Source organism: Streptomyces sp. NPDC033229 (genome assembly GCF_055576875.1).
Genome location: NZ_JBVIQR010000003.1, coordinates 299,049 through 325,140, shown reverse-complemented (window position 1 = coordinate 325,140; position 26,092 = coordinate 299,049). Strand labels below are relative to the sequence as shown.

Here is a 26,092-nt window from a genome sequence, read left to right as displayed (position 1 = left end):
CGCCCGGGCCGTAGATCACGCTCCGCCGCATCGCCGATCACCAGGAGAGAACACGTGGACCGACGGTCCGTTCGCTGCGTCTTGCACCTGAACCGGGACAACCCGATCGTCGACGACCATCGGGTGCACGGGGTGCGCACCCTGCCGGGTGTCACCTTCCTCGACATCGTCTGCAGACTGCTCGCCGCGCGCGACATCCCGCTGGACGAAACCGAGCTGAGCGATGTCCTGTTCGTCGAGCCGGTGGTGACCACCGAGTCCTTCGACCGTGAACTCGTCATCGCACTCGAACCCGACGGCGACCCCGACAGCGACGTCTTCCATGTGACGGCCACCAGCCGCCGCACCCAGGACGGCACGCCCGTCGACGACGCCGTGACCACCCACCTGCGCGCGACCCTGCGCACCGGTCTGCCCCCGCTCACCGGCGCCCTCGAACCGGCGGCCCCCGGCACCCCGCGCGACGTGGACGAGGTGTACGCGACCGGGCGGTCGGCCGGCATCGAGCACCGGGCGTTCATGCGGTGCGCGGGCACCCTGCGGGCGACGGCGGACCGCGTGCGGTCCGAGCTCACGCTCGGCGCCGAGGCCCGCGCCACGGTCGAGGACTTCCTGCTCCACCCCGCCCTGCTCGACGGTTCGACCATGCAGTCGTACGCGCTCGTCTTCGACGGCGCGGACGCGGACGGACGCCCGCTCATCCCCCTGCACATCGCCGCCTTCCGCGCGGCCCGCACCCTCGGCGACGCCTGCACGGTCGACCTGCGCCTCCGCCCGGCCGGCGTCGGTGACGACGTGGTGAAGGCCGACATCGACCTGTACGACCGCTCGGGCGCGCTCGCCGCCCGGTTCACGGGCCTGACCTTCAAGCGGATCCGCTCCACGGCGGCAATCACCCGGCTCACCACCGACACCTCGACCGCCGCGCCGGCCCTCGCCGTCAGCCCCGCCGCTCCCGCCGCCTCTCCGGCCCCTTCGACTCCTTCGGCCTCTTCGACGCCCGCGAGCACGGACAGCGAACCCGCCGACATCCAAGCGGAGATCATCGAACTCGTCCGCCGTGCCGTCGGTGACCCCGCTCTGGTGGTGGACGGCGATCGTGGCTTCTACGACCTCGGGCTCGAGTCGACGCACCTGCTCACGCTGGTCCGTGCCCTCGAGGAACGCTGGGACATCGCGCTCTACCCGACCCTGCTGTTCGAGTACCCGACGGTCGACGCCGTCGCGGACCACCTCGCGGGGCTGCTGCCCGACGACTGGCGCACCCGCACGGCCGCCGCCGCCCCGGCGGAGGACGCGCAGGACACGGAGGACACCTCCGCACGGACCGGCTGCCTGACCGGCCTGTGGCAGACGGCCCCCCGGCCTTCCGCGCCCGCCACCGGATCGCTGCTGGTCATCGGTGATCTGCGGGTGCGGCCCGGGCAGATCACCGCGCGCCGCGGCCCGGCCTTCCGCCGCGTCGCGCACCACGACTACGAGATCCGCCCCGGCGAGGCAGCGGACCTGCGGCTGCTCGTCGCCGACCTCGGTGCCCCGCCCGAGGCGGTCCTGCACGTGGCGGAGCCCGCCGCCGACCTCCCCGAGGCCGTGAGCGCCGCCTGCCGCGAGGTGCTCGCGCTGGCCCAGGCTTTCGCCGACGGCCCGGTGCCGATCGTGCACGTCGGACCGGCGCCGGTCGCCGCCGCCGTGGCCGGACTGGCCCGCACCGTACGCCTGGAGCAGCCGCGCCTCGCGATCACCGCCGTCGAGTGCGACGGCCCCGCCGATCCCACGGCGCTGCTCGCGGAGTTCGCCGACCCGGACGAGACCTGGGTGCGGCACACCCCGGGGCGCCGTCACGTCCGCCGTTACCGCGAGGCGGACCTCGGCGGCGCGACCCCCGTCCGCCCCGGCGGCGTCTACCTGATCACCGGCGGAGCGGGCGGCATAGGCAGGGAACTCGCCGCCCGGCTGACCGAGCGCGGGGCCACGGCCGTCCTGACCGGGCGCACGCCGCAGCCGCAGCCGGCCGCCGGCCGTTACCTCCGCGCCGACGTGACGGTGCCCTCCGAGGTGACCGCCCTCGTCACGGACGTCCTCGACCGGTACGGCCGACTGGACGGCGTCGTCCACGCGGCCGGTGTGCTGCGGGACGGCCTCTTCACCGCCAAGTCCGCCGCCGACGTCGAGGCGGTCCTCGCCCCCAAGGTGCGCGGCACGGTGCTGCTCCACGAGGCGACCCGCCACCTGGACCTCGACTTCTTCGCCGTGTTCTCGTCGATCACCGGCGTCGCGGGCAACGTGGGTCAGAGCGACTACGCCGCCGCGAACGCCTTCATGGACGCCTACGCCCGCGAGCACGGGCTGACCTCCTTCGCGTGGCCCCTGTGGGCCGAGGGCGGCATGCGCACCGACCCGGCGGCCGAGGCCCTCTTCCGCCGTCAGGGACAGGTCCCGCTGCCGACGACGGACGGCCTGGACGTGTTCGAGCAGGCGCTCACGCTCGCCGGCACCGAGGTCGTCGTGCTCCATGGAGACCCGCAGCGAGCCGCCCAGTCGCTGGGCCTGCCCCCTGCCGAGGCCACCGAGACCCCCACGGCACACCACGGCACGCCGAACGCCGAACGCCGCGCCCTGCCCCGGGAGACGCACCGGGCGCCGGAAGCCGACGGGGACATCGCCGTGATCGGCGTTGCCGGCCGGTACCCCATGGCCGAGGACCTCGACCAGTTCTGGGCCAACCTGCTGGCGGGCCGCGACTGCGTCACCGAGATCCCGGCGGAGCGCTGGGCGTCGGCCGGCTTCTACGAGCCGAAGCGTGCCCCCGGGCGTTCGTACAGCAAGTGGGGCGGGTTCCTCGACGGCATCGACGAGTTCGACCCGGCCTTCTTCCGGATCACACCGCGCGAGGCCGAGGGGATGGACCCGCAGGAGCGGCTGTTCCTGCAGACCTCCTGGCACGCCCTGGAGGACGCCGGTCTGACCCGCGCCGACGTGGCCGGGCGCCCCGTGGGCGTCTTCGCGGGCGTGATGTTCACCCAGTACCAGATGCTGGGCCTGGGCGCCGAGGACCGGCTGCCGGTGCTGCCGACGTCCTTCTCCTCGGCGGTCGCCAACCGCCTCTCCTACTTCCTCGACCTGCGCGGCCCCAGCCTGGCGCTGGACACGATGTGCTCGTCGTCCCTCACCGCACTGCACCTGGCCTGCGAGAGCCTCAGGTCCGGCGACAGTGAACTCGCGCTCGCCGGCGGCGTGAACCTCATCGTCCACCCGTACAAGTACCTGCACCTGAGCCAGGTCGGCTTCGTCTCCACGGACGGCCGCTGCCGCGCCTTCGGCGACGGCGGCGACGGCTACGTGCCCGGCGAGGGCGTCGGCGTCGTGGTGCTCAAGCCACTGGCCCGCGCGCTGGAGGACGGCGACCGCGTCCTCGGTGTCATCAAGGGCAGCGCCGTCAACCACGGCGGACGCGCCGGGGGCTTCTTCGTACCGAACCCCACCGCACAGGCCGATGTGGTGCGGCGGGCGCTGCACAAGGCGGACGTCGACCCCGCGTCGATCGGCTACATCGAAACGCACGGCACGGGCACGGCGCTCGGTGACCCCATCGAGATCGCGGCCCTGGCCCAGGTCTACGGCGACACCCCGTGCCGGCTGGGATCGGTGAAGTCCGGCGTCGGCCACCTCGAACCCGCCGCGGGCATCGCCTCCCTGACCAAGGTCCTGCTCCAACTGCGCCACCGCACCCTGGTGCCGTCCCTGCACGCCGACCCGGCCAACACGGTCATCGACTGGGACGCCGTGGGCCTGAGCGTGCAGCGCGAGGCCGCGCTGTGGCCCGCCGGGCCCGGCACCCCGCGCCGCGCCGGCATCAGCGCGTTCGGCGCGGGCGGGGCCAACGCCCACGTCGTCGTCGAGGAGTTCCCGCAGTCGTGGGCCTCGGACGCCGACGCCGCGGTCGGACCACAGGTCGTGCTGCTCTCCGCCCGCACCCCGCAGGCCCTGCGCGAGCTGGCGGAGCGGTACCTGCGGCTGCCGGCCGCCGACCGGCTCGCGGACGTGGCCGAGCTGGCCGGCCTGACCGGCGCCGACCCGGAGGCCGAGCTCGACGAGCTCGGCCTGGACGCCGATGACCTGCGCAGGCTGGCCCGGGCGCTCGCGGACGGCTTCCCCGGCCCGGCCCCGCACGTCGACGCCCGCTCGACGCTGGCCGGCCTCGCCGCGGCCGTGCAGGACGCCACCGGATCGGACGCCCCGCTCGCCGACATCGCCTACACCACGCAGATCGGCCGGGAAGCCATGGAGGAGCGGCTCGCCGTGGTCGCCTCCGACACGGCCGAACTGCGCGCCACGCTCCGTGCCTTCCTCGACGGCTCGGAAACGGCCGGCTACCGGGGCACGGTCACCGGCCGGGGAGCAGCCGCCGCCCCGGACTCCACCGACCCGCACGTGCTGGCACGCGGCTGGGCGGCGGGCGCCGCCCCCGACTGGCGCGCGCTGCACCGCGACCGGAAGGCGCGCAAGGTGGCGCTGCCGCACTACCCGTTCGCACGGGTACGGTGCTGGGTCGACGTCGCGCCCCCCGCGCAGGCTCCCCGGCCCGTGGACGCGCCGGCCGTCGAGCGGCCCCGCGCCGCCACCGCGTTCGAGGCCATCCCGCTGGACGTCCCCGTGTGGGAGGCGTGCCCGGCACCCGCCCCGCTGCGGACGCCGAGCGGTCCGGTCGTGGTGCTGCACGCTCCCGACCGCGTCGGCCTCGCCCGTGAACTGGCCACCCGTCACGAGGGATCGGTCCTCGTCGAGCTGGGGGCTCCGGTCCCTGTGACGCCGCGCCTGGTCTACGTCCTGGCCGGTGCCACGGACGCCGCCGGGCAGGAGACGGACCGCGTCGCGCGCGCCGAGGCCGCCGGCGTCAAGGCGCTGGCCCGCTACGCACGCGAGTGGTCCCGGCTGACCGCACTCGACTGGGTCGTCGTCACCACCGGTGCCGCCGCCGCACCCGGCCGCGACGTGAGCGACCCCTACGCCGCCGGCATCGTCGGCTTCGCCCGGGTCCTGGAGAACGAGCACCCCGCCTGGTCGGTCGCCACCGTCGACCTCGACCCCGCACACGAGTCCGCCGACCTCGTGACGGCGGCGCCCCGGGGCACCCGGCTCGCCTGCACCGGAGCCGTCCGCCACACCCAGGTGCTGCGTCCCGCCCCGGCCACCGACGGACCCGTCCCGCTCCGCCGGGGCGGCACCTACGTGATCATCGGGGGTGCCCGCGGCATCGGCCTGGCGATCGCCCGCCGGCTCGTCGAGGAATGGGACGCGCGAGTCGTCCTCGTCGGCCGCCGGGAGCTGTCCGGCACCGACCTCGGGGACCGGATCCGCTACGTACGCGCCGACGCGACCGACGCCGGGCGGCTGGCCGCCGTCCTCGACGAGGCAGGCCCGGTGCACGGCGTCGTGCACGCGGCGCTGGTCCAGCGGGACCGGCTGGTGCGCAACCTCTCGGACGAGGACCTCGCCGAGAGCCTGGCGGCCAAGTCCGGCGTCGCGGCGGCCCTGGTGGACGCCCTGCGCAGACACAGCCCGGACTTCCTGGTGTTCTTCTCCTCCGCGCAGTCCTTCACGGGCGACCCCGGCCTCGCCAACTACGCGGCCGGCTCCACCTTCCTGGACGCCTACGCCCATGCCCTCGACGCCCGCCTGCCCTACCCGGTGCGCGCGGTCAACTGGGGCTTCTGGGGCACGGTCGGCGCGGTGGCCGACGACACCTACCGCGACCGCCTGGCCGCGGCCGGCTTCGAGTCCATCACGCCCGAGGCGGGATTCGCCGCGCTCGTGGAGGCACTCCGGCAGCCGGCGCCCCAGGCCGTCGTGGTGCCCGGCACCGAGGAGTTGCGTGCACGGATGGGAGCGACAAGAACGGAGACCACGGACGTGACGCCGACCGGCGGGCAGCTGAGCACCACGGACCTGCGCGTGGTGGAGGACTTCCACGCGCTCGACCGGAAGATGACGACGATCGCGAGCGGGGCCCTGCTGGCCCTGCTCGACGACCTGGGCGCCTGGCGGGGCCCGGCCCCGGACGCCGACGAGGTCGCCCGCCGGATCGGGGTCACCCCTAGGTACGCACGCCTGCTGCACACCGTGCTGGACATGCTCGCCGACGCGGGCCTGACCGAGGCCGGCGACGGACGCCACCGCCCGGTCCCGGGCGCCCTCGCCGAGGCCCGCGCCGGCGGCCACCTGCGGCAGCTGGACGAGCTGGCCGACGCACACCCCGAATCCGCGGTCTTCGTACGGCTGCTGGCCCTGTGCCTGGAGCACTACCCGCAGCTGTTGCGGGGCGAGCTCCTCGCCACCGAGCTCCTCTTCCCCGCGTCGGGCACCTCGCTCATGGAGCGCGTCTACCGGGGCAACCCCATCAGCGACCTCTACAACGGCCTGCTCACGAGGCACCTCGTCGCGCACGTCGAGCGCCGTCTGGCGGAGCTGCCCGCCGACGCGAAGGTCCGCATCCTGGAGGTCGGCTCGGGCACCGGCGGCACGTCCGCGGGGCTGCTGCGCGCCCTAGCCCCGTACGGCGAGCGGATCGAGTACTGGTACACCGACCTGTCGGTCACCTTCCTCGCCCACGGCCGCCGGGAGTTCGGCGAGCAGTACCCCTTCCTGCGGTTCAAGCGCCTGAACCTGGACACCGACCTGGTCACCCAGGGCTTCCCGGCCGACGGCTTCGACCTCGCGGTCGGCGCGAACGTCCTGCACGCCACGTCGGACGTGGGCCGGGCCGTGCGCCACCTGCGCGGAGTGCTGCGCGCCGGCGGTGAACTGCTGCTCAACGAACTGACCTCGGTGACCCTGGCCGCCACGCTCACCTACGGGCTGTTCGACGGCTGGTGGGCCCACACCGACACCGCCCTGCGCCTGCCCGGCTCGCCGCTGCTGGACGTGCCCGGCTGGACCGGGCTGCTCACCGGCGTCGGGTACGACGCGGTGTCCGCGATGCCGGGCTCCGCCGAGACCACCCGCAACTTCCAGCACATCCTCGTGGCCAGGGCGGACGACCCGGCCACGCCCGACGCCGCCCCCGGGACCACCCTCACCGGCTTCACCGACGCACTGCTGGCCCTGACGTCGGAGGCCTCGGGCATTCCCCTCGAGGACCTCGACCTCGACCGGGCGATCGGGGACTACGGCTTCGACTCGGTCAGCTACAGCCTCCTCGCGAGCCGCCTGAACGACGAGTTCAGCCTGGAGGTGACGCCCGCGCTGTTCTACGAGACGCCCACCCTGCGCGCCCTGGCCGACCGCCTCGTGCGCGACTACCCCGAACTCCAGCACCGGCACACCGCCGCCCCGGCGCCTGCCGAGCCCGCTGCCGCCGTGGCCGCACACCGGCCGGAGCAGGCCGCCGCGCCCGCACCCGCACCGGCTCCCGCCCCGACGGCCCCCGTCGCGGCCCCCGCCGAGCCGGAGGCCATCGCCCTCATCGGCATGAGCGCCCGGATGCCCGCGAGCCGCGACCTGGACGCGTTCTGGCAGCACCTGGTGGCGGGCGACGACCTGATCACCGATGTGCCCGCCGACCGGTGGGACCGGGGCTCGCTGCCGGACGGCGTGCACGCCCACCGCGGCGGCTTCGTCCACGACGTCGACATGTTCGACCCCCTGTTCTTCGGCATCTCGCCGCACGAGGCCGCGGGCATGGACCCGCAGCAGCGGCTCGTGCTGGAGGGCGTGTGGTCCGCGCTGGAGGACGCCGGGCTGGCACCGGGCTCGCTCGCGGGCTCCGACGTCGGCCTGTTCATCGGGGCCGGGTCGAGCGACTACGAGGAGGTCCGCAAGGCCGCGGACGTGCCGGTCGACGCCCACGCGGCCACCGCCACCACACACTCCATCCTCGTCAACCGGGTCTCCTACCTGCTCGACCTGCACGGGCCGAGCGAACCGGTCAACACGGGCTGCTCCAGCTCCCTGGTCGCGATCCACCGGGCCGCCGAGGCGATCCGCTCGGGGGAGTGCGACATCGCGGTGGCCGGCGGCATCAACCTCATCCTGTCGCCGCACAACCACGTCCTGCTCAGCAACACCGGAATGCTCAGCCCGACCGGGCGGTGCCAGACCTTCGACGCCCGGGCGGACGGCTTCGTCCGCAGCGAGGGCTTCGGCCTCGTGGTGCTCACCAGCGCGAGCCGGGCCCGCCGGCACCGCGTCCGGGCCTGGCTGCGCGGCACCGCCGTCAACCACGGCGGCCGGGCCCGGTCCCTGACCGCGCCCAACCCCGCCGCGCAGGCGGCGATGATCGTACGGGCCCACGAGCGCGCCGGAGGGGACCCCACCACGGTGGGCTACCTGGAGACGCACGGCACCGGCACGGAGCTCGGTGACCCGGTCGAGATCAACGGTCTGCGGCTGGCCTTCGACGAACTGCTCAGCCGACGGGGCCTCCCGACGCCCGCCGAGCCCTTCTGCGGTGTCGGAGCGGTCAAGGCCAACATCGGCCACCTGGAATCCGCCGCGGGCGCCGCCGGAGTGATCAAGGTGCTCCTCGCGATGGAGCACGGCGTCCTGCCGCCCGTCGCCGGCCTCGGCGAGCAGAACCCGCATCTGCGGCTCGACGGCAGCCCGTTCCACCTGATCCGCTCGGCGCAGGCGTGGCCGCGCCCGGCCGACGGCCGGCCGCGGCGCGCGGGGGTCAGCTCCTTCGGCTACGGAGGCGTCAACGCCCACGTCGTCCTGGAGGAGGCCGAGCCCGCGCGGGCGCCGCGACGCCCGCACGGCCCCTGGGTGTTCCCCCTGTCGGCCCGTACGCCCGAAGCCCTGCGCCGGTACGCGGCCGCGCTGCTCACCGCCCTGGACCGGACACCGGACCTGGCCGACATGGCGCACACGCTCCAGCACGGCCGGGACGCCATGGCCGAACGGCTCGCGGTCACCGCCGCCGACCGGCACACGCTCGCCGCCGCGCTGTCCGCCGCCGCCGAGGGCGCCGACCACCCCGCACTGGCCCGGCCCGACGGCACGACGCCCGCCGACCGCTGGGTCGCGGGGAAGCCGGTCGACTGGCCGGAGGGCGGCGTACTGATTCCGCTGCCCACCTACCCGTTCGAACGCCGCCGGTGCTGGGTCGGCTCCCAGGAGCCGGAGCCCCTCGGGGACGCCGCCGCCCCCGCCGCCGTGGCGGGGAGGTACGCGCCGCGCCGGCGGCCCGTCGCCGAGCCGGCCGCCCGCGGCCCGGTCACCGGACCCGTCTGGGTGCTCGGCTGCGACGACTTCCCGGCCGCCGACGTCCACCGGGTCGAGGGCGCGCCGCTCACGTCGCTGCCGACGCCCGCCGCGGTCCACGCCGTGGTCCGCGGCGAGGCCGGGGTTCTCGATCTGTTCCGGATCGTCAAGCACCTGCAGTCGCGTCCCGGCGCGGCCGGCGAGCTGTCGCTGACGGTCGTGACGCGCGACGCCGCCGGATGGCTCTCCACGCCCACCGACCCGATGGCGGCGGCCGCCCTGGGCCTGGCCAGGTCGGTGCGGCACGAGTGCGAGCGCTGGCGGGTCAGCACCGTCGACATCGGCGCGGACGACCCCGCCACGGTCACGGTCGCCGTCCCCGGTGACTACGCGCTGCGCGCCGGACAGTGGTACGAGGAGGTGCTCCAGCCCCTCGACACCACGGCGCCCGCCGCGCCCGTCTTCCGCGACGGTGGCACGTACGTGATCATCGGCGGCACCGGTGACGTGGGGCTCGACGTCGCGGAGCGGCTCGTACGGCTCCACCGGGCCAAGGTCGTCCTCGTCGGGCGCTCCGCGCCGGACGCGGCCAAGGCCGCCCGGATCCGGGCCATCGACCCGACGGGCACCTCGGTGGAGGTCCACCGGGCGGACGCCGCCCGACCGGCCGAGCTGCGGGCCGTGTTCGACCGCGTCGGCGTCGTGCACGGGGTCCTGCACTCGGTGACCGTGCCGAGCGACCGTTCGCTGGCGGCCATGGACGAGGCCTGGTTCACCACGGGCCTGGCCGCGAAGACCCGGACCCTCGCGGCGCTCGTCGAGGCGCTGGACGGCCGACGCCTCGACTTCCTCGCGGTGTTCTCGTCGGTCCAGTCCTTCCTCGGCAACCCCGGGCAGGCCGCCTACGCGGCGGGATGCACCGCTCAGGACGCCGTCGGGCGTGCGCTCGCCGGGCACCTGCCCTACCCCGTCCGCGTCGTGAACTGGGGCGCCTGGACCGGTTCCGCGCTCACCGAGCGCCACCGCGACCGGCTGACCGCCGCAGGGGTCCACCCGCTCTCCCCGCAGACGGGATTCGAAGCGCTGAGCCAGGTGCTCGGCCGACAGGAGGTTCAGGTGGCAGTGGTCTCGGGCACGGACGACTTCCTCGCCCGCATCGGCGTGACGACGGCCGGCACGGACGAGCGGCCCGTAGGCGCGGTCGTGCCCGCGGTCGTGACCGCAGCCGTCCCCTCGGTGGTACCCGAGGCCACGGCCCCCGCCGGGGAGGCGTGGCGCGCGGCGGCGGCCGACGAACTGCTGGCCCTCCTGCGCGAGGTGGCCGGGATCCGGCCGGGCGAGCTCGCGCCGGACGATCTGCTCAGCCGCTTCGGCTTCGACTCGATCATGTACACGAGGCTGAGCCACCAGGTGAACGCACGCTGGGACCTCGACGTGACGCCGGCCGCGTTCTTCGGCGTGGCCACCGCGAACGACCTCATCGACAAGATCCTCCACACTCACGGCCCGGCCCTCGCGGCGCACCTGACCCCGGCCGTGCCAGAGACGGCGCCCACCCCCGAGCCCACCCTCCCGGCACCGACCGCCGCCCCCGAGCCGGCCGCCGCCACGGCGGTTGCGGCCCCCGCGCCGGTGCCCGCCCCGGCGGCCCCCGCTCCCTTTGCCGGTGATCCCGCCGCCGTCGCCGTCGTCGGCATGGCCGGCCTGTTCCCGGACTCCGACGGCCTGGACGAGTTCTGGGAGCACCTCGTCGCCGGTGACGACCTGGTCGGCGAGATCCCGGCGGACCGCTGGGACTGGCGGCGGCTGCACGGGGAGCCCGAGCCCGGGCAGTTCCGCACCACGGCGAAGTGGGGCGGGTTCATGCGCCGGGTCGACCTGTTCGACCCGCAGTTCTTCGGTATCTCGCCCCACGAGGCCGTGGCGATGGACCCGCAGCACCGCCTCGTGCTGGAGGCCGCCTGGACCGCGATCGAGGACGCCGGCATCCGGCCGTCCGCGCTCGCCGGCACGGACACCGGTGTCTTCATCGGCAGCAGCACCTACGACTACTTCGAACTGCAGCATGCCCTCGGTGTCCCGCTCGACGGGTACAGCACGGTGGGCAGGGCGCACGCGATCATGTCCAACCGGGTGTCCTACCTGCTGAACCTGCACGGCCCCAGCGAGACCCTCGACACCGCCTGCTCGTCCTCGCTCGTCGCCGTCCACCGGGCGGCCGAGGCCATCCGGCACGGCGACTGCGACGTGGCACTGGCGGGCGGCGTGAACGTCATGGCCTCGCCCACGCTGTTCGTGGACATGAGCCAGGCCGACATGCTGAGCCCCGACGGCCGCTGCCGCACCTTCGACGCGGCCGCCAACGGCATCGCCCGCGCCGAGGGCGTCGGCGTGGTCGTGCTCAAGCGCCTCGACGCGGCGATCGCCGACGGCGACGTCATCCACGCCGTCCTGCGGGGCAGCGCCGTGAACCACGGCGGCCGCACCAACTCGCTGACCGCGCCCAACCCGGACGCGCAGGCCGCCTGCGTGGTCAAGGCGCACCGCCGCGCCGGGGTGGACCCGCGGACCGTCACCTACGTCGAGACGCACGGCACCGGCACCGAACTCGGCGACCCGGTCGAGGTCGAGGGCTTGAAGACGGCGTTCGCCGAGCTGTACGCCGACCACGGCGCCGCCTGCACGGAAGCGCACGTGGCGCTGGGCGCGGTGAAGACCAACACTGGCCACCTGGAGGCGGCCGCGGGCGTCACCGGCCTGATCAAGGCACTGCTCGCGATGCGGCACCGGGAGATCCCCGGAAACATCCACCAGGACACGCTCAACCCCCACCTGCGCCTCGACGGCAGCCCGCTGCGGGTGCTGGGCGGGCGCGAGCCGTGGCGGCGCGTACGTACGCCCGACGGGGCCGAGGCGCCGCTGCGCGCCGGGGTGAGCTCCTTCGGTCTCGGCGGGGTCAACGCGCACGTGGTGGTGGAGGAGTACCGGGAGGAGCCGGTCAACGGACCGGCCGGTGCCCAGCTGTTCGTGCTGTCCGCGAAGGACCAGGAGCGGCTGCGGAGCTACGCGCGACGCCTCGCCGACTGGGCCGGGAACAACGAGGGGGTCGACCCGGCCGCCCTCGCCCACACGCTGCAGACCGGCCGTGAGGCGTTCGCCGAGCGCCTCGCCGTCGTCGCCGACTCGCCGCGCGCACTGGTGGCGGCCCTGGAGTCCTGGCTGGCCGACTCCGCCGCGCCCGGTGTGTTCGCCGGGGACGGCCAGGACGCCACCACGGCCCTGCTGTTGGACGGGTCCGAGGGGAACCGGTACCTGCGGGCCGTGGTGGACGCCGGCCGACTGGACAAGGTCGCCCGGCTGTGGGTCGGCGGCGCCCTGATCGACTGGACGGAACTGTGGCCGGGCACGGCACCCCGACGGGTGCCCGCACCGACCTACCCCTTCGCCCGGGAGAGCTACTGGCTCACCCCCGGAGCGAGGTTCGACACCGTCCAGGCCGCCGAGGCGGGCCTGATCGCCGACGCCGACACGGAGACCGATACCGGGGACGTGGCGCCCGCCGCGCCGGTGCCCGCGGCTTCTGTGCCCGCTGCTGTTCCTGCCGAGCCGGTGCCCGCCGCCCGGCCCGTCGTGGCCGCGGCGCCCGTCGACGACGACCCGGAGAGCGCCGTCCGTGAGCACGTACGCGGACTGCTGGCCGCGCACTTGGGGATGCGGCCCGACCGCCTGCCCGTCGACCGGGTGCTGTCCGACGCGGGGGTCGACTCGCTCGGCCTGCGCCGCTTGAGCCGACGCCTCGGCGCCGACTACGGCGTGGACATTCCGGCCCGGATGTTCGGCGTGGCACAGACGGTGCGGGCGGTGGCCCGTGCCGTGTTCGAGGCGTACGGACCGCTGCCGAGGCACGAGGAGGACGGGCCGGATCCGGCACCGGCCGCCGCACGGCCCGGTGAGCCGGCCAAGGACGGGGTCGCGGCTCTGCTGGCGGGCTTGCGCAACGGCACCGTCGGCGTGGACGACGCGCTGGCCGCACTGAAGGGGGGAACGGGACGATGAGCACCGAACTGCGCGAACTGCTGGCGGCGATCGCCACCGGCGAGGTGTCCGACGACGTGGCGGAACTCCTGCTGCGGGGCCTGATGCAGCCGACGTCGGAGCCGGCGGCAGAGCCGGCACCGGAGCCGGCATCGGCACCGGCGGTCGAGCCCGCGCCCGAGCCCGGGCCGTACCCGCTCAGCCGGGGACAGGCCGCCCTGTGGGCGATCCACGCGACCGACCCGCAGGCCGTGTCGTACAACCTCCCGCTCGGCCTGTGGCTCGGCGACGACGTCGACCCGGACCGGCTCGCCGAGGCTCTGGCCGCCGTGGTGCGACGCCACCCCGAGCTGCGCATCGCCGTCCGGCTGGACGCCACCGGGCCGGTGCAGGAAGTCACCGACCGCCCCGCGGAGGTGACCCGGCTGGACCTCGCCCACGTGACCGACGGCGAATTCGCCGCCCGTGTCCGGAACCTGGTGCGCCGCCCGTTCGACCTCGAGGACGACCCGCTGCACCGGATGTGGATCGTCGCGGCGCCCGGCGGTGCCACGCTGCTGTTGCTGGTGTTCCACCACCTGATCACCGACGGCGTCTCCAGCCACCTCCTGCTGCGCGACATCGTCGCCTGCCACGACGCGCTCGCCGAGGGGCGGGAGCTGCCGCCCGTCGAACCCGCGGCCCCCTACGCCGAGTTCGTGCGGTGGCAGCGGGCGATGCTCGACGGTCCCGAGGCCGAGAAGCACCGGCGCTGGTGGCAGGGCCGCCTGGCCGGTGCCTCGACCGCACCGGTGCTCGGCGCGCTCGCCGACCACCGCCGCGTCGGCCCGGCCTCGCACGCCGAGGGCGCGATGGTGCAGCTGCGGCTGCCGGAGGCCACCTGGACCGCCGTACGGGACACCGCCCGCGCCGCCCGGCTGACCCCGTTCAGCGTCGTTCTCGGCGCCTTCACCGCGCTGCTGCACCGCCACTCCGGGCACCGCGACATCAGCGTGATGGTGCCGACCGACGGCCGCCCCTCGCAGCGCTTCGACCGCACCGTGGGCTACCTGATCAACCCGGTGGTCCTGCGCGTGGACTGCGACCCCGACCGGAGCTTCACCGAGCTCATGGACGCCGTGCAGACGCGGATGGCCGAGGCCGAGGACCACAGCGCGTACCCGTTCGCGTCCGTCGTCGACGACCTCCGCCGGACCTCGGACGGCGAGGCGGGCTTCGACATCGGCTTCTACATGCAGCAGGGCGTCGGCGGGGACCAGGACATGGCGGCCGGGCAGACCGTCTTCCGGGACGCGCTCGACCTGACCCAGGAGGGCGAGAGCGACCTCGTCGTCGAGGTGGTCGTGCGCGGCACCGGTGCGCACGTCTACTTCAAGTACGACCCGGAGCTGTTCGACCGCGCCACCGTCGAGCGGCTGGCCGAGCACTACCGGCTGCTGCTGGAGGCGGTCACGGCCGACCCGGCCCGCCGCGTCGGCGACTTCGCGCTCGCCTCCGCGGCCGAACGACAGGTGGTCGAACGGACCAACGCCACCCGGGCCGAGCGGCCGCGCGACGTCACCGCCGCCGACCTGGTGCTCGCCCGCGCGCGGAGCGGCCCGGAGCGCACCGCCGTCATCGACGCCACGGGGTCGCTGACCTACGCGGAGCTCGCCGGGCAGGTGCACGCCCTCACCGGCGTCCTCGTCGCCCGGGGCGTGCGCCCCGGCGATCTGGTCGGCGTCCTCGTGGGCCGCCGGGCCGCGCTGATCGTGGCCCTGCTCGCGGTCCAGGCCGCGGGGGCCGCGTATGTCCCCCTCGACCCCGACTTCCCGGCCGCGAGGCTCGCCCACATCGCCACCGACGCCGGCCTGGCGGCCGTCGTCCTCGATGCGGACCTGGCCGGGCGGCTGCCCGACGGCACGCCGGGTGTGCGCATCCCCCTGACCGACCCGGCGCCGACGGAGCCGACGCCTCCGGCCGGCTCGGTCGCCTGCCGCGACACCGACCTCGCATACGTCCTCTACACCTCCGGGTCGACCGGAGAGCCCAAGGGCGTCGAGGTCAGCCACGGCAACCTGGTCAACCTGCTCACCGCGATGGCCGATCGTCCCGGCTGCGCCGAGGACGACACGCTGCTGGCCGTGACCACCGCCGGGTTCGACATCTCCGGTCTGGAACTGCTGCTCCCGCTGATCCGCGGCGCCGCCGTCCACATCGCGCCCGCGGACGTGGTGCGGGACGGGTTCGCACTGGCCGATCTGCTCGGCGACTCGGGCGCGACGATCGTCCAGGCCACGCCCGCCACCTGGGAGATGCTGCTGCACGCCGGGTGGACGGGACGGGTGCGCAGGCTGCTGTGCGGCGGGGAGGCGATGACCGCCGAGCTCGCCGATCGGCTGCTGGACCGGTGCGACGAGCTGTGGAACATGTACGGGCCGACCGAGACGACGATCTGGTCCTCCACGCAGCGCGTACGCCGCAACCGGCCCGTCAGTGTGGGCACCCCGATCGCCAACACCACGTTCCGGACCGCCGGCCCCGACGGCGCTCCCGTGCCGTTCGGCGCGGTGGGCGAACTGCTGATCGGCGGCGACGGCGTCGCCCGGGGCTACCGCGGCAGGCCGGAGCTGACCGCCGAGCGCTTCGTCACCGACCCGTCGACCGGAGAACGGCTCTACCGCACGGGCGATCTGGCCCGCTGGTCGGCCACCGGCGACATGGTGCTGCTCGGCCGGGCCGACCGGCAGGTCAAGCTGCGCGGGCACCGCATCGAGCTCGGGGAGATCGAGGCCGCCGTCCGCCGCACCGGCGAGATCGGCGACGTCCGCGTGGTCGTGCGCGAGGACCTTCCGGGGCATCCGCAGCTGGTCGCGTTCGTGACGGCCACCGCGGCCGCCGCGGAGGACGCCGTCCGGCAGGCGACCGCCTGGCTGCCCGACTACATGGTCCCCTCCCGCACCGTGGCCCTGGCACGGTTCCCCCTGACCCCCAACGCCAAGGTCGACGCCGGTCCCCTGACGGCGCTTCCCGTCGAGGAGCTGCTGCGCCGGTTCGGTCACGACGACCGGCCCGTCGCACCCGTGCCGGCGCGGCCGGCGGTGGCGCCGCCGCCCCCGGCGGGCGACGGCGATCTCCTGGCGCGGCTGCGGGAGGCCACGGCCGGCGTCGCCGGACTGACGGCGGAGCAGGTACCCGTCGACCGGCCGCTGGGCGAGTCGGGCTTCGACTCGATCGGCTTCACCCGGCTGGCGGTGGCGCTGCGGGAGCGGTTCGGCATCACGGTGCGGCCGACGGTCTTCTACGCCCACCCCGACCTCACCTCCCTCGCCGCCTTCCTGACGAAGGCACACCCCGAGGCGTTCGCCACCCCCACCGCGCGGGTGCCCGCCGCCCCCGCCGCACCGGCCCCGGCCGCCGCGGTGGACGGCTACCCGCCGGTCGCGGTCATCGGGGTCGGCGGACGGCTGCCCTCCTCCGGCAACCTGGAGGAGTTCTGGGGCCACCTGGCCGCCGGACGCGACCTGACCCGCCCCTACCCGATGGAGCGCGGCTTCTCCGCCCGGGTGTTCCCCGAGAGCTTCCGGGGCTCCTTCGTCGACGACGTGGACGCCTTCGACGCGCCGCTGTTCCGCATCTCGCCCCGCGAGGCGGCGCAGATGGACCCGCAGCAGCGGCTGCTGCTGCACGCCGCGCACGAGGCCGTGCTGGACTCCGGCCAGGCCCCGGCGGCACTCGCCGGCAGCCGCACCGGGGTCTTCGTCGGCCTCAGCGGCGCGGACTACCTGAGCCTGCTCGGCCCCGGCTCCCCGGAGATGGGCGACCACTTCCTGATCGGCAACGTCGCCTCCATCGCGGCCAACCGCATCTCCTACGTGTTCGACCTGCACGGCCCCAGCGCCGTGTTCGACACGGCCTGCTCCAGCTCGCTCGTCGCCGTCCACCGCGCGGCGCGAGCCCTGCAGCTCGGCGACTGCGAACTGGCCCTGGCCGGCGGGGCGAACCTGCTGCTGTCGCCGCACGGCTTCACCGGGCTGCGCCGCGCCGGGATGCTCAGCCCGGACGGCCGCTGCAAGACGTTCGACGAGCGTGCCGACGGCTACGGCAGGGGCGAGGGCGTGGTGCTCCTGGCGCTCAAGCTGCTGGACCGCGCGCTGGCCGACGGCGACCCGGTGCACGGCGTGCTGATCGGTTCGGCCGAGAACCACGGCGGGCACACCCATTCGCTCACGGTGCCCAACCCGCAGGCACAGCGCGATGTCGTGCTCGCCGCGCACCGGGCCGCCGCGGTGGCACCCGACACCATCGGCTACATCGAGGCGCACGGCACCGGCACCTCGCTCGGCGACCCGATCGAGATCGACGCGCTCAAGGAGGCGTTCGGCCAGTTGCACGACGACTGGGGGAGCCCGGTCGTTCCGGGCCGGACCGGCGTCGGGTCGGTCAAGACGAACATCGGCCATCTGGAGGCCGCCGCCGGCGTGGCCGGCATCGTGAAGGTCCTGCTGGCGATGCGTCACCGCACGCTGCCGGGCCTGGTGGACCTCCGGGTGCCGAACCCGATGATCGACCTCGCCGGCAGTCCGTTCCGGCTCCAGTCCGGAACACAGGCATGGGAAACACCCGACGGCGCGCCGGCCCGAGCCGGCGTCAGCTCGTTCGGTATGGGAGGCAGCAACGTGCACGTGGTAGTGGAAGAGGCGGGGAAGCGTTGATGAGCGGTAACACCGAGCACATGACCGCTCGACTGATCGTGCTGTCGGCCGACGGCGCCGAACAGCTCGACCGGTACCGGGCCGAGCTGTCGGCCTGGCTGGACGCCCACCCCACGGCTTCCCTCGACGGCATCGCGCACACGCTGCAGGCCGGCCGGGAACAGCTGCGGGAGCGGCTCGCCGTCGTCGTGACGAGCACCCGGGAGCTGGCGGCGCGACTGCGCGACGGCGAGGGCGTCATGACCGGCACCGCGCAGGCGGACGCCGCCGTGGAGCCCCTCGCCACGGACGACGTGGCCGAGGCCGCCCGGATCTGGGTCACGGGCCGTCCCGTCGTCTGGCCGGAGCTGCCCGGTGGCCGCCCGGCCCGGCTCTCCCTGCCCCACCCGCCCCGGCCGACCCGGCGCTACTGGATCAGCCCGCCCGCCGGCCTGGCGGACGGCCCGGCCGAACGGCTCCTGACCGGCGACGAGTTCTACCTGCGCGACCACGCCCTCGGCACGATCAAGATTCTGCCCGCGGTGGCGGCGCTGGAGTTCGCCGTGGCCGCCGCCGCGAAGCTGGGACACGGCACCCCGACCGGCATCGTGAACGTCCTGTGGGCCCGCCCGGTGCTCGTCGAGGACGAGGCCGTGCGGGTGCGCCTGCACCTCGAAAAGGCCGCCGACGGCGTGTCCTACGAGGTGCGACGGGTCGACGGCACGGCCGACGGCGCGCTGTGCTCCACCGGCACGCTCCGCTTCGACGCCCGCTCCGAAGCGCCGCTCCTCGACCTGGACGCCGTCCGGTCCCGGCTGCCCCGCACGGCGACGGCCGACGAGTGCTACGCGGTCTTCACCGCCCTCGGCGGCGGCTACGGACCGAGCCTGCAGGGCCTGCGATCGGTGCGGTCCGCCCCGGGCGAGGCCCTCGCGCACGTCGCGGTCCCGGCGGCCGCCGACGTCCCCTTCGACGACTTCACCCTGCATCCGTCCCTGCTCGACGCGATGCTCCAGGCCTGCCTGTGGACCGACGAGGACCCGTCGGCACCCCGCGCGCGGCAGTTGCCGTTCTCCGTGGACGCGGTCGACATCTTCGGCCCGCTGCCCGAGCAGGGCCATGTGCACGCCGTCGCCACCCCGGCGGGCCACGACGTGACCCTCGCGGACGACGAGGGCCGGGTGTGCGTGCGGCTGCGTGCCGTCGTCACCCGGGCCGTCGACGGTGCCGCCCGGCTGGACAACGCCGTCGCCACGAACCTGCTCGCCCAGCGCTGGCGCCCCGCCCCGGCCGCGGCCGACGGCCGGCCCGCACCCGTGGTGCTGCTCGGCGCGGGAACGCTCCCCGGCGCCGAGCGCGCCGGCGAGGACACCGTCTTCCCCCGCGCCGAGGAACTCCTCGTCGTCCGCACCGTGGACGGCGACCCGCTGCCCGGGCTGCTGCGGCTCTTCCGCGCCTGGTCGGCGCAGCCGGCCCGGCAGCCGGTGCGGGTGCTGCACGTCTTCCGCCCGACGGGCGGGGCCGAGGACGCGCGGGTGTACGCCCTCGACGGGTTCGCGCGCTCCCTCGCCCACGAGCACCCCGAGTTCCGCGTCGCCGTGATCGAGCCGGGCACGGCGTCCCTCGCCGACGTCGTCGGCAGCGAAGCACGCGGCCCGCACGAATTCCGGGTCCGCTACACGGCCGAGGGCCGCCAGGCCCTCCGGTGGGAGAGCGTCGAGCCCACCGCCGCCCCGCTCACGCCGCGCGGCACCGTGCTGGTCACCGGCGGCGCCGGTGCCATCGGCCGCCACCTTGTCGCCCATCTGGGGGGCACTGCCCGCTACGTCCTGACGGGGCGTTCGGCGACGGCCGACCTCGCGGACCTGCGCGCCGCCGGCCTTGACGTGCACTACCTTCAGGCGGACCTCGGCGCCCCCGGCGCCGCGGCGGACCTCGTCGAGCGGGTCCACGCCTCCTTCGGACCGATCCACGGCGTGCTGCACCTCGCCGGGACCACCCGCGACGCGCTGCTGATCCGCAAGGCCGACGAGGACAGCGCGGCCGTGCTGGCGCCCAAGGTGCGCGGCACCCTCGACCTCGACCGGGCCACCGCGGACGATCCGCTCGACTTCTTCGTCGCCTTCTCCTCCATGTCCGGCGCCGCCGGCAGCCCCGGACAGACCGACTACGCCTACGCCAACCGCTTCCTCGACGCGTTCAGCGCGTGGCGGCGCGGCAGCGACCGGCCCGGCCGCAGCCTCTCCGTGCTCTGGTCGCTGTGGGCCGACGGCGGGATACGCGTCGACGCCGACGACGCCACCGCCGCCCGGATGGCCCGTCAGGTCGGGCTGGTGGCGATGCCGACCGGCGCGGCGCTGGCCGCCTTCGACCGGTCGCTGGGCCACGACGGCGACCACGTCCTGGTCGCGCACGGCAACCTCGCGCGCCTGCGGGAGGTGCTCGACGCGCCGGCGCCGGAGCCGACCGTGCCGTCAGCCTCGTCGGGGCTGTCCGGGACGGCGAGCACGGAACCGACGGCCGCGGCCGAGGACTTCCTGCGCGAGGTGCTCGCCGAGGTGTTCGAGTTCCCGCCGGAGGAGATCGAGGCCGACACGGCCTTCGAGCAGTACGGCATCGACTCGCTGCTGATCATGGACCTGACCCGTCGGCTGGAGGAGCACTTCGGGTCGCTGCCGAAGACGCTGTTCTTCGAGTACCAGAACCTGCGCGCGCTCGCGGACTGGTTCACCGAGCACCACGGCGCCCGGATCCTGGAACTGGCGCCCGCCCCCGCCGTCGAGGCTCCCGCCCCCGCGCCCGCCGCTTCGGCCCCCGCGCCGGTGACGCCGACCGCCGCCACCCCCGCACTCCACCAGGGCGGTGCGGCAGCCTCTGCCCAGGGGCCCGTGCCCATCGCCATCGTGGGCGTCGCCGCGCGATTCGCCGAATCGGACACGCTGGAGGCCTTCTGGGCCAACCTGAAGGCGGGCCGGGACCTCGTCACCGAGATTCCGGCGGACCGCTGGGACTGGCGCGACTACGACCAGGCCACCCCCGCCGACCGGGCCGCCCGGTACAGCCGGTGGGGAAGCTTCCTGCGCGGCATCGACAAGTTCGACCCGCTCTTCTTCGGCGTGTCGCCCCGCGAGGCGGAGATCATCGATCCGCAGGAGCGGCTGTTCCTGCAGACGGCCTGGCACGCCATGGAGAACGCCGGGCGTACCCGCGCCGACCTGCGCTCCCACCGCGTCGGCGTGTACGTCGGCGCCATGTACGGGCTGTACCAGCTGCACGAGGCCGAGGACGGCCGGATCGGCGCCTCGTCGCACGCCTCGATCGCCAACCGCGTCTCGTACACCCTCGGCCTCACCGGCCCCAGCCTGGGCGTGGACACGATGTGTTCGTCCTCGCTGACCGCGATCCACCTGGCCGTGCGCGACCTGTGGGCCGGTGACACCGACATGGCCGTCGCCGGCGGCGTCAACCTGCACGCCCACCCGTACAAGTACCGCTTCCTGGGCCAGGGCCAGTTCACCTCCAGTGACGGCCGGTGCCGCAGCTTCGGCGCGGACGGCGACGGCTACGTCCCCGGCGAGGGCGTCGGCGCGGTGCTGCTGCGCCCGCTGGCGGACGCCGTCCGCGACGGTGACCACATCCACGGCGTCATCCTCGGGTCCAGCGTCAACCACGGCGGCCGGACCAACGGCTTCACCGTGCCCAACCCCGTCGCCCAGGGCGACCTCGTCGCGCAGGCGTTGGCGCAGGCCGGCGTCGACCCGGCGTCGCTCGGTTACCTGGAGGCGCACGGCACCGGCACCGCCCTCGGCGACCCGGTGGAGATCCGAGGCCTCGCCCGGGCGCTGGGCACGGCCGTCCCGTCGTCGCGCACCCTGCCGATCGGCTCGGTCAAGTCCAACGTCGGTCACCTGGAGTCCGCCTCCGGCATGGCCGGGCTGTGCAAGGTGCTGCTGCAGATGCAGCACGGCGAGCTCGTGCCGTCGCTGCACGCGGACCCGCTGAACCCGAACATCGACTTCGACTCCACCCCGTTGCGCGTGCAGCGCGACCTGGCCCCGTGGCCCCGCATCGCGGGCACCCCCCGCCGGGCGGGCATCAGCTCCTTCGGCGCCGGCGGCGCCAACGCCCACCTCGTCGTGGAGGAATACCAGGAGAACGCGGGAGTGGGGCCGACGGACGGCGACGAGCGCGGCCCGTGGCTGTTCCCCCTCTCCGCCAAGGCCCCCGAGCGCCTGCCGGTGCTCGCCGCCGAGCTGGCGGACGCCCTGGAGACGGGCCCGCACCACCGCCTCGCGGATGTGGCGTTCACGCTCCAGCGGGGGCGTGAGGAGTGGGCGGACCGGATGGTCGTCTCGGCCTCCACCGTCACCGAGCTGGTGGCCAGGCTGCGGGGGAGCGACCCGCAGGGCGTCTGGACCGGCAGCGCGCGCGGCCGCAAGGCGTCCCGGGCCGCCGCACCCGTGAGCTCCGCCCCGGCGGACATCGCCGCCGCCTGGGCCGCCGGTGCGACGGTCGACTGGCCCGAGACGCGCGGACGGCGAGTGCCGCTGCCGGGCTACCCCTTCGAGGAGCTGCGCTGCTGGCTCACCGACACCATCTGGTCGCCGCCCGCGCAGCCCGCTCCGGGCCCGGTCCAGGTCGCGCCGCGTCCCGTGCACCCGCTGCTGGACGAGGTCGACCCGGTCGACAGCCTCGACGGCCTGACCTACCGGACGGCCTTCGGCCCCGAGCACCCCTACATCGACGGACACCGGGTCGGCGACATGCGTCTGCTGCCCGCCGCGGCCGTCCTGGAGATGGCCCGCGCAGCGGCCGAGGCGGCCGGGGCGGGGCAGCAGCTCAAGCTCGCGGGCGTCCGGTGGCTGCGGCCCTTCGTCGTGGCCGGCACCGAGCGTTCGGCCAGGACGCGGCTGCGCCGCGGTGACAGCGGCCTGGTGTTCGACCTGCGGGACGGCGACGGCGAGTTGCTCGCCGAGGGCCGGATCGACGCCCTGCCCGCGCCGGCCCCGGAAACCGTCGCGATCGACGCCGTCCGGGCCCGCCTGAACCGACGTCACGAGGGCACCGACATCTACGCGGACCTCGCGGCGGCGGGCCTGGTCTACGGCCCGGCCCTGCGGGCCGTCGAGTGGGTCGCCGTGGGTGACGGGGAAGCACTGGTGCGGCTGCGGGTCCCCGCCGAGGCCGCCCGCTTCGCCGGCTGTGCCCTCCACCCCTCGGTGGTCGACGGCGCGCTGCACGCCTTCGCGGTGCTGCGCGACCGGAGTGCCGGCCCCGCCATGGTGCCCTTCGCCCTCACCGCCGCCGAGGTCCTCGCCCCGGTGACGGACCTCGGATACGCGCACGTGCGGACCGTCGGCACCGACCGCTACGAACTGACCCTGACCGACGACGCCGGACGCGTCTGCGCGCGGCTGCGCGACCTGTCGCTGCGCCCCGCCCCGGGCGCGGCGGCCCCCGGGGCGGTATCGGCGGAGCCGGTGGTGGCGGACGACCTGATGTACGTTCCGCGCTGGTCCGCGCTGCCCGCGCGGGACGCGGCGCCGACGGGCGGGACCACCTGGCTTGTCCGCGGCCCGGAGTCCGCTGAGCTCGCGGCCGCCCTGACGGCCCGCCTGGGCGGCACCGTCGTCGAGCTGGACCCCGACCGCCTCGCCACCGCGACCGGCCGGCCCGACCACGTCGTCCTGCTCGGCCCCGGTGCTGGAGCGCGGACCGGCGACATCGCCGCACTCGAAGCCACCCAGGAGCGGGGCGTCCTCGCCCTGTTCCGGCTCGCCAAGGTCCTGCAGCGGCTCGGCTCCTCGGTCCGGCTCACCGTCGTCACCGAGGACGCGCTCGGCACGGCCGGCGAACCGGTCGGCAACCCCTACGCGGCGAGCCTGCACGGCCTCGCCCTGTCGCTGGCCCAGGAACACCCGCGCTGGCGGGTGGCCGTCGTCGACCGCTCGTCCGCCGACCGGCCCTCCGCGGACGTGCTCGACGTCCCCGCCGGCGGCCCGTACGCACTGCGCGGCGGCGTGCTCCACCACCGCCGCCTGGTCCCCGTCACGGCCACGCCCCCGCAGGAGCGGATCCGCCGCGGCGGCACCTACCTGATCCTCGGCGGTGCCGGCGGCATCGGCCTCGAACTGACCGAGTGGCTCGTGCGCACGTACGGGGCGAAGGTCGTGCTGCTGGGTCGCAGCGAACTGGACACCGTCCGCCGCGGCCGGCTGCGCGCCATCGACCCGGGCGGCACCCTGGTCTCCTACCGCCGGGCCGACGCGACGGACCCCGCGGCGCTGCGCGACGCGGTCGCGTGGACGCGTGCCACCCACGGCGCGCTGCACGGTGTCTTCCACGCCACGATCGTCCTGCGGGACCAGACCGTCGCCACGATGACCGAGGAGACCTTCCGCTCGGTCCTGGAGGCCAAGACCCGCACCTCGGTCGCCCTGCACGCCGCGCTCGGCGGCTCGGACGACGTGGACTTCGTGCTGTTCTTCTCCTCGGCGGTGGCCCTCTCCGGCAGCGCCGGACAGGGCAACTACGCGGCCGGGTCGACCTTCGAGGACGCCTTCGCCCACCACCTCGACGGGGTACTGGACGCCAAGGTCGCCGTGATCAACTGGGGCTACTGGGGGACCGTCGGCATCGTCGCCGACGAGCGCCACCGCAGCCGCCTCGCGGCCACCGGGATCTACTCGATCACCCCCGAGGAGGGGATGGCCGCCGTGCACTCCGTGCTGGGCCGCCCGGACCGCCAGGTCATCGTGGTCAAGGCCGACGCCACCGCCCTCGCCGCCGTCGGCGTGGAACCCGCCCCGGCGGACCTCGCGCACACAGAAACGAACACCATGACGAACACCGAGGCGCCGGCGGACGACCCGTCACTGGTGCCGTCCCTGACGGCACTTCCCCCCGTCGCCCGGCTGCTCACCGAGGCCGACGACGCCCGCCTGACCGAGGTCATGTGCGGCTGGCTGTGGACGCTCTTCCGCCAGGAGGGCGTGTTCCTCGGCCAGGGCGAGCGGTGGACCTCCGCCACCCTCGCGGAGCGACTGCGCGTCCTCCCCGCGCAGGGCAGGCTCTTCACCGAGCTCCTGCGGCAGCTGACCGAGTCGGGTTACCTGAGGGACGACGGCGGGCACCTCACCCCCGCCGGCCGCCCGGCCCCCGCGGACCCGGAGGGCGAGCTGGTCGCCCTCTGCGAGCAGAAGCCGGCGCTCAACCGCTTCGACCGGCTGCTGCTCCCGTGCATGCGGAACCTGTTCGCGGTGATGCGCGGCAGCGTCCGCGCCACCGACGTGATGTTCCCCGGCGGCTCGACCGCGCTCGTGGAGGGCGCCTACCGGGGCAGCCCGGTCGTCGACCGCGCCAACGAACTCGTGGTCGGCGCCGTCACGGACGGCCTGTCCCGCCACAACGGCCCCGTCACCATCGTCGAGATCGGGGCGGGCACCGGCGGCACCACCGCGAGCGTGCTTCCGGCACTGACCGCCTCGGGCGCCGACGTGACCTACGTCTACACCGACATCTCCCGCGCCTTCCTGCAGCACGGCAAGCAGCGGTTCGCCGAGACGTACCCCTACGTCCGGTTCCAGCAGCTCGACATCTCGGGCGACCCGGTGGCCCAGGGCTTCGAGCCCGGCAGCGCCGACCTGGTCGTGGCGGCCAACGTCCTGCACGCCACCTCCGACCTGCTCGGCACCCTGCGCGCGGTGGCCTGGCTGCTCAAGCCCGGCGGACGGCTGGTGCTCAACGAGGCCAGCAGCAACGTCCTCACCGCCACGCTCACCTTCGGTCTGCTCGACGGCTGGTGGCTGCACGAGGACGCCGAACTGCGCCTGCCCGGCTCCCCGCTGCTCTCCGCGCCCGGCTGGCGCAAGGCCCTCGCGCTCGCCGGCTTCGCCCGCAGCCGTGCCCTCCCGGCCGACGAGGGGCTGAGCCAGCACGTGGTGGTCGCGGAGACGGCGATCGGCGCCGCACCGGCGGCCCTCCCCACGGCGGCCGTGGCGTCCCCGCGGACCGTCGGATCGGCTGTGCCGTCCGGGCCGCCCGTGCGGCCGTCCGTGCCGTCCGGCGGGGACGCCGACGCGCTGGTCGAGGCCGCCCGGGAGTACGTGAAGGACGCCTTCGTGGAGATCCTCCAGGTCCCCCGCGACCGGCTCTGGCTGGACGAGACGTACGAGAACTTCGGCGTC

General features: G+C 75.1%; 3 protein-coding genes (1 of these 3 running past the window's edge). All 3 read left to right on the top strand.

Going from position 1 to position 26,092, the window contains the following annotated elements; all coding sequences use genetic code 11:
- Positions 1-54 precede the first annotated feature (54 nt).
- Tightly spaced (each overlapping or abutting the next), the 3 genes in view from ACZ53N_RS04725 to ACZ53N_RS04715 form a layout consistent with a single transcriptional unit that may run on beyond the window.
- Complete coding sequence (locus tag ACZ53N_RS04725) at positions 55-13,254, top strand: SDR family NAD(P)-dependent oxidoreductase (RefSeq protein WP_469139523.1); 13,200 nt, start codon at positions 55-57, stop codon at positions 13,252-13,254.
- Positions 13,251-17,927, top strand: a complete 4,677-nt coding sequence (locus ACZ53N_RS04720) for an amino acid adenylation domain-containing protein (protein WP_469139522.1) — start codon at positions 13,251-13,253, stop codon at positions 17,925-17,927. Before ACZ53N_RS04725 ends, ACZ53N_RS04720 begins: the two co-directional genes overlap by 4 nt.
- Positions 17,927-26,092: the 5' end (the start) of an L-histidine N(alpha)-methyltransferase gene (locus tag ACZ53N_RS04715; RefSeq protein WP_469139521.1), read on the top strand. 11,178 nt of this gene lie beyond the right edge of the window; the window shows 8,166 of its 19,344 coding nt (coding positions 1-8,166); it begins with the start codon at positions 17,927-17,929; its stop codon lies beyond the right edge, outside the window. The genes ACZ53N_RS04720 and ACZ53N_RS04715 overlap by 1 nt, the downstream gene beginning before the upstream one ends.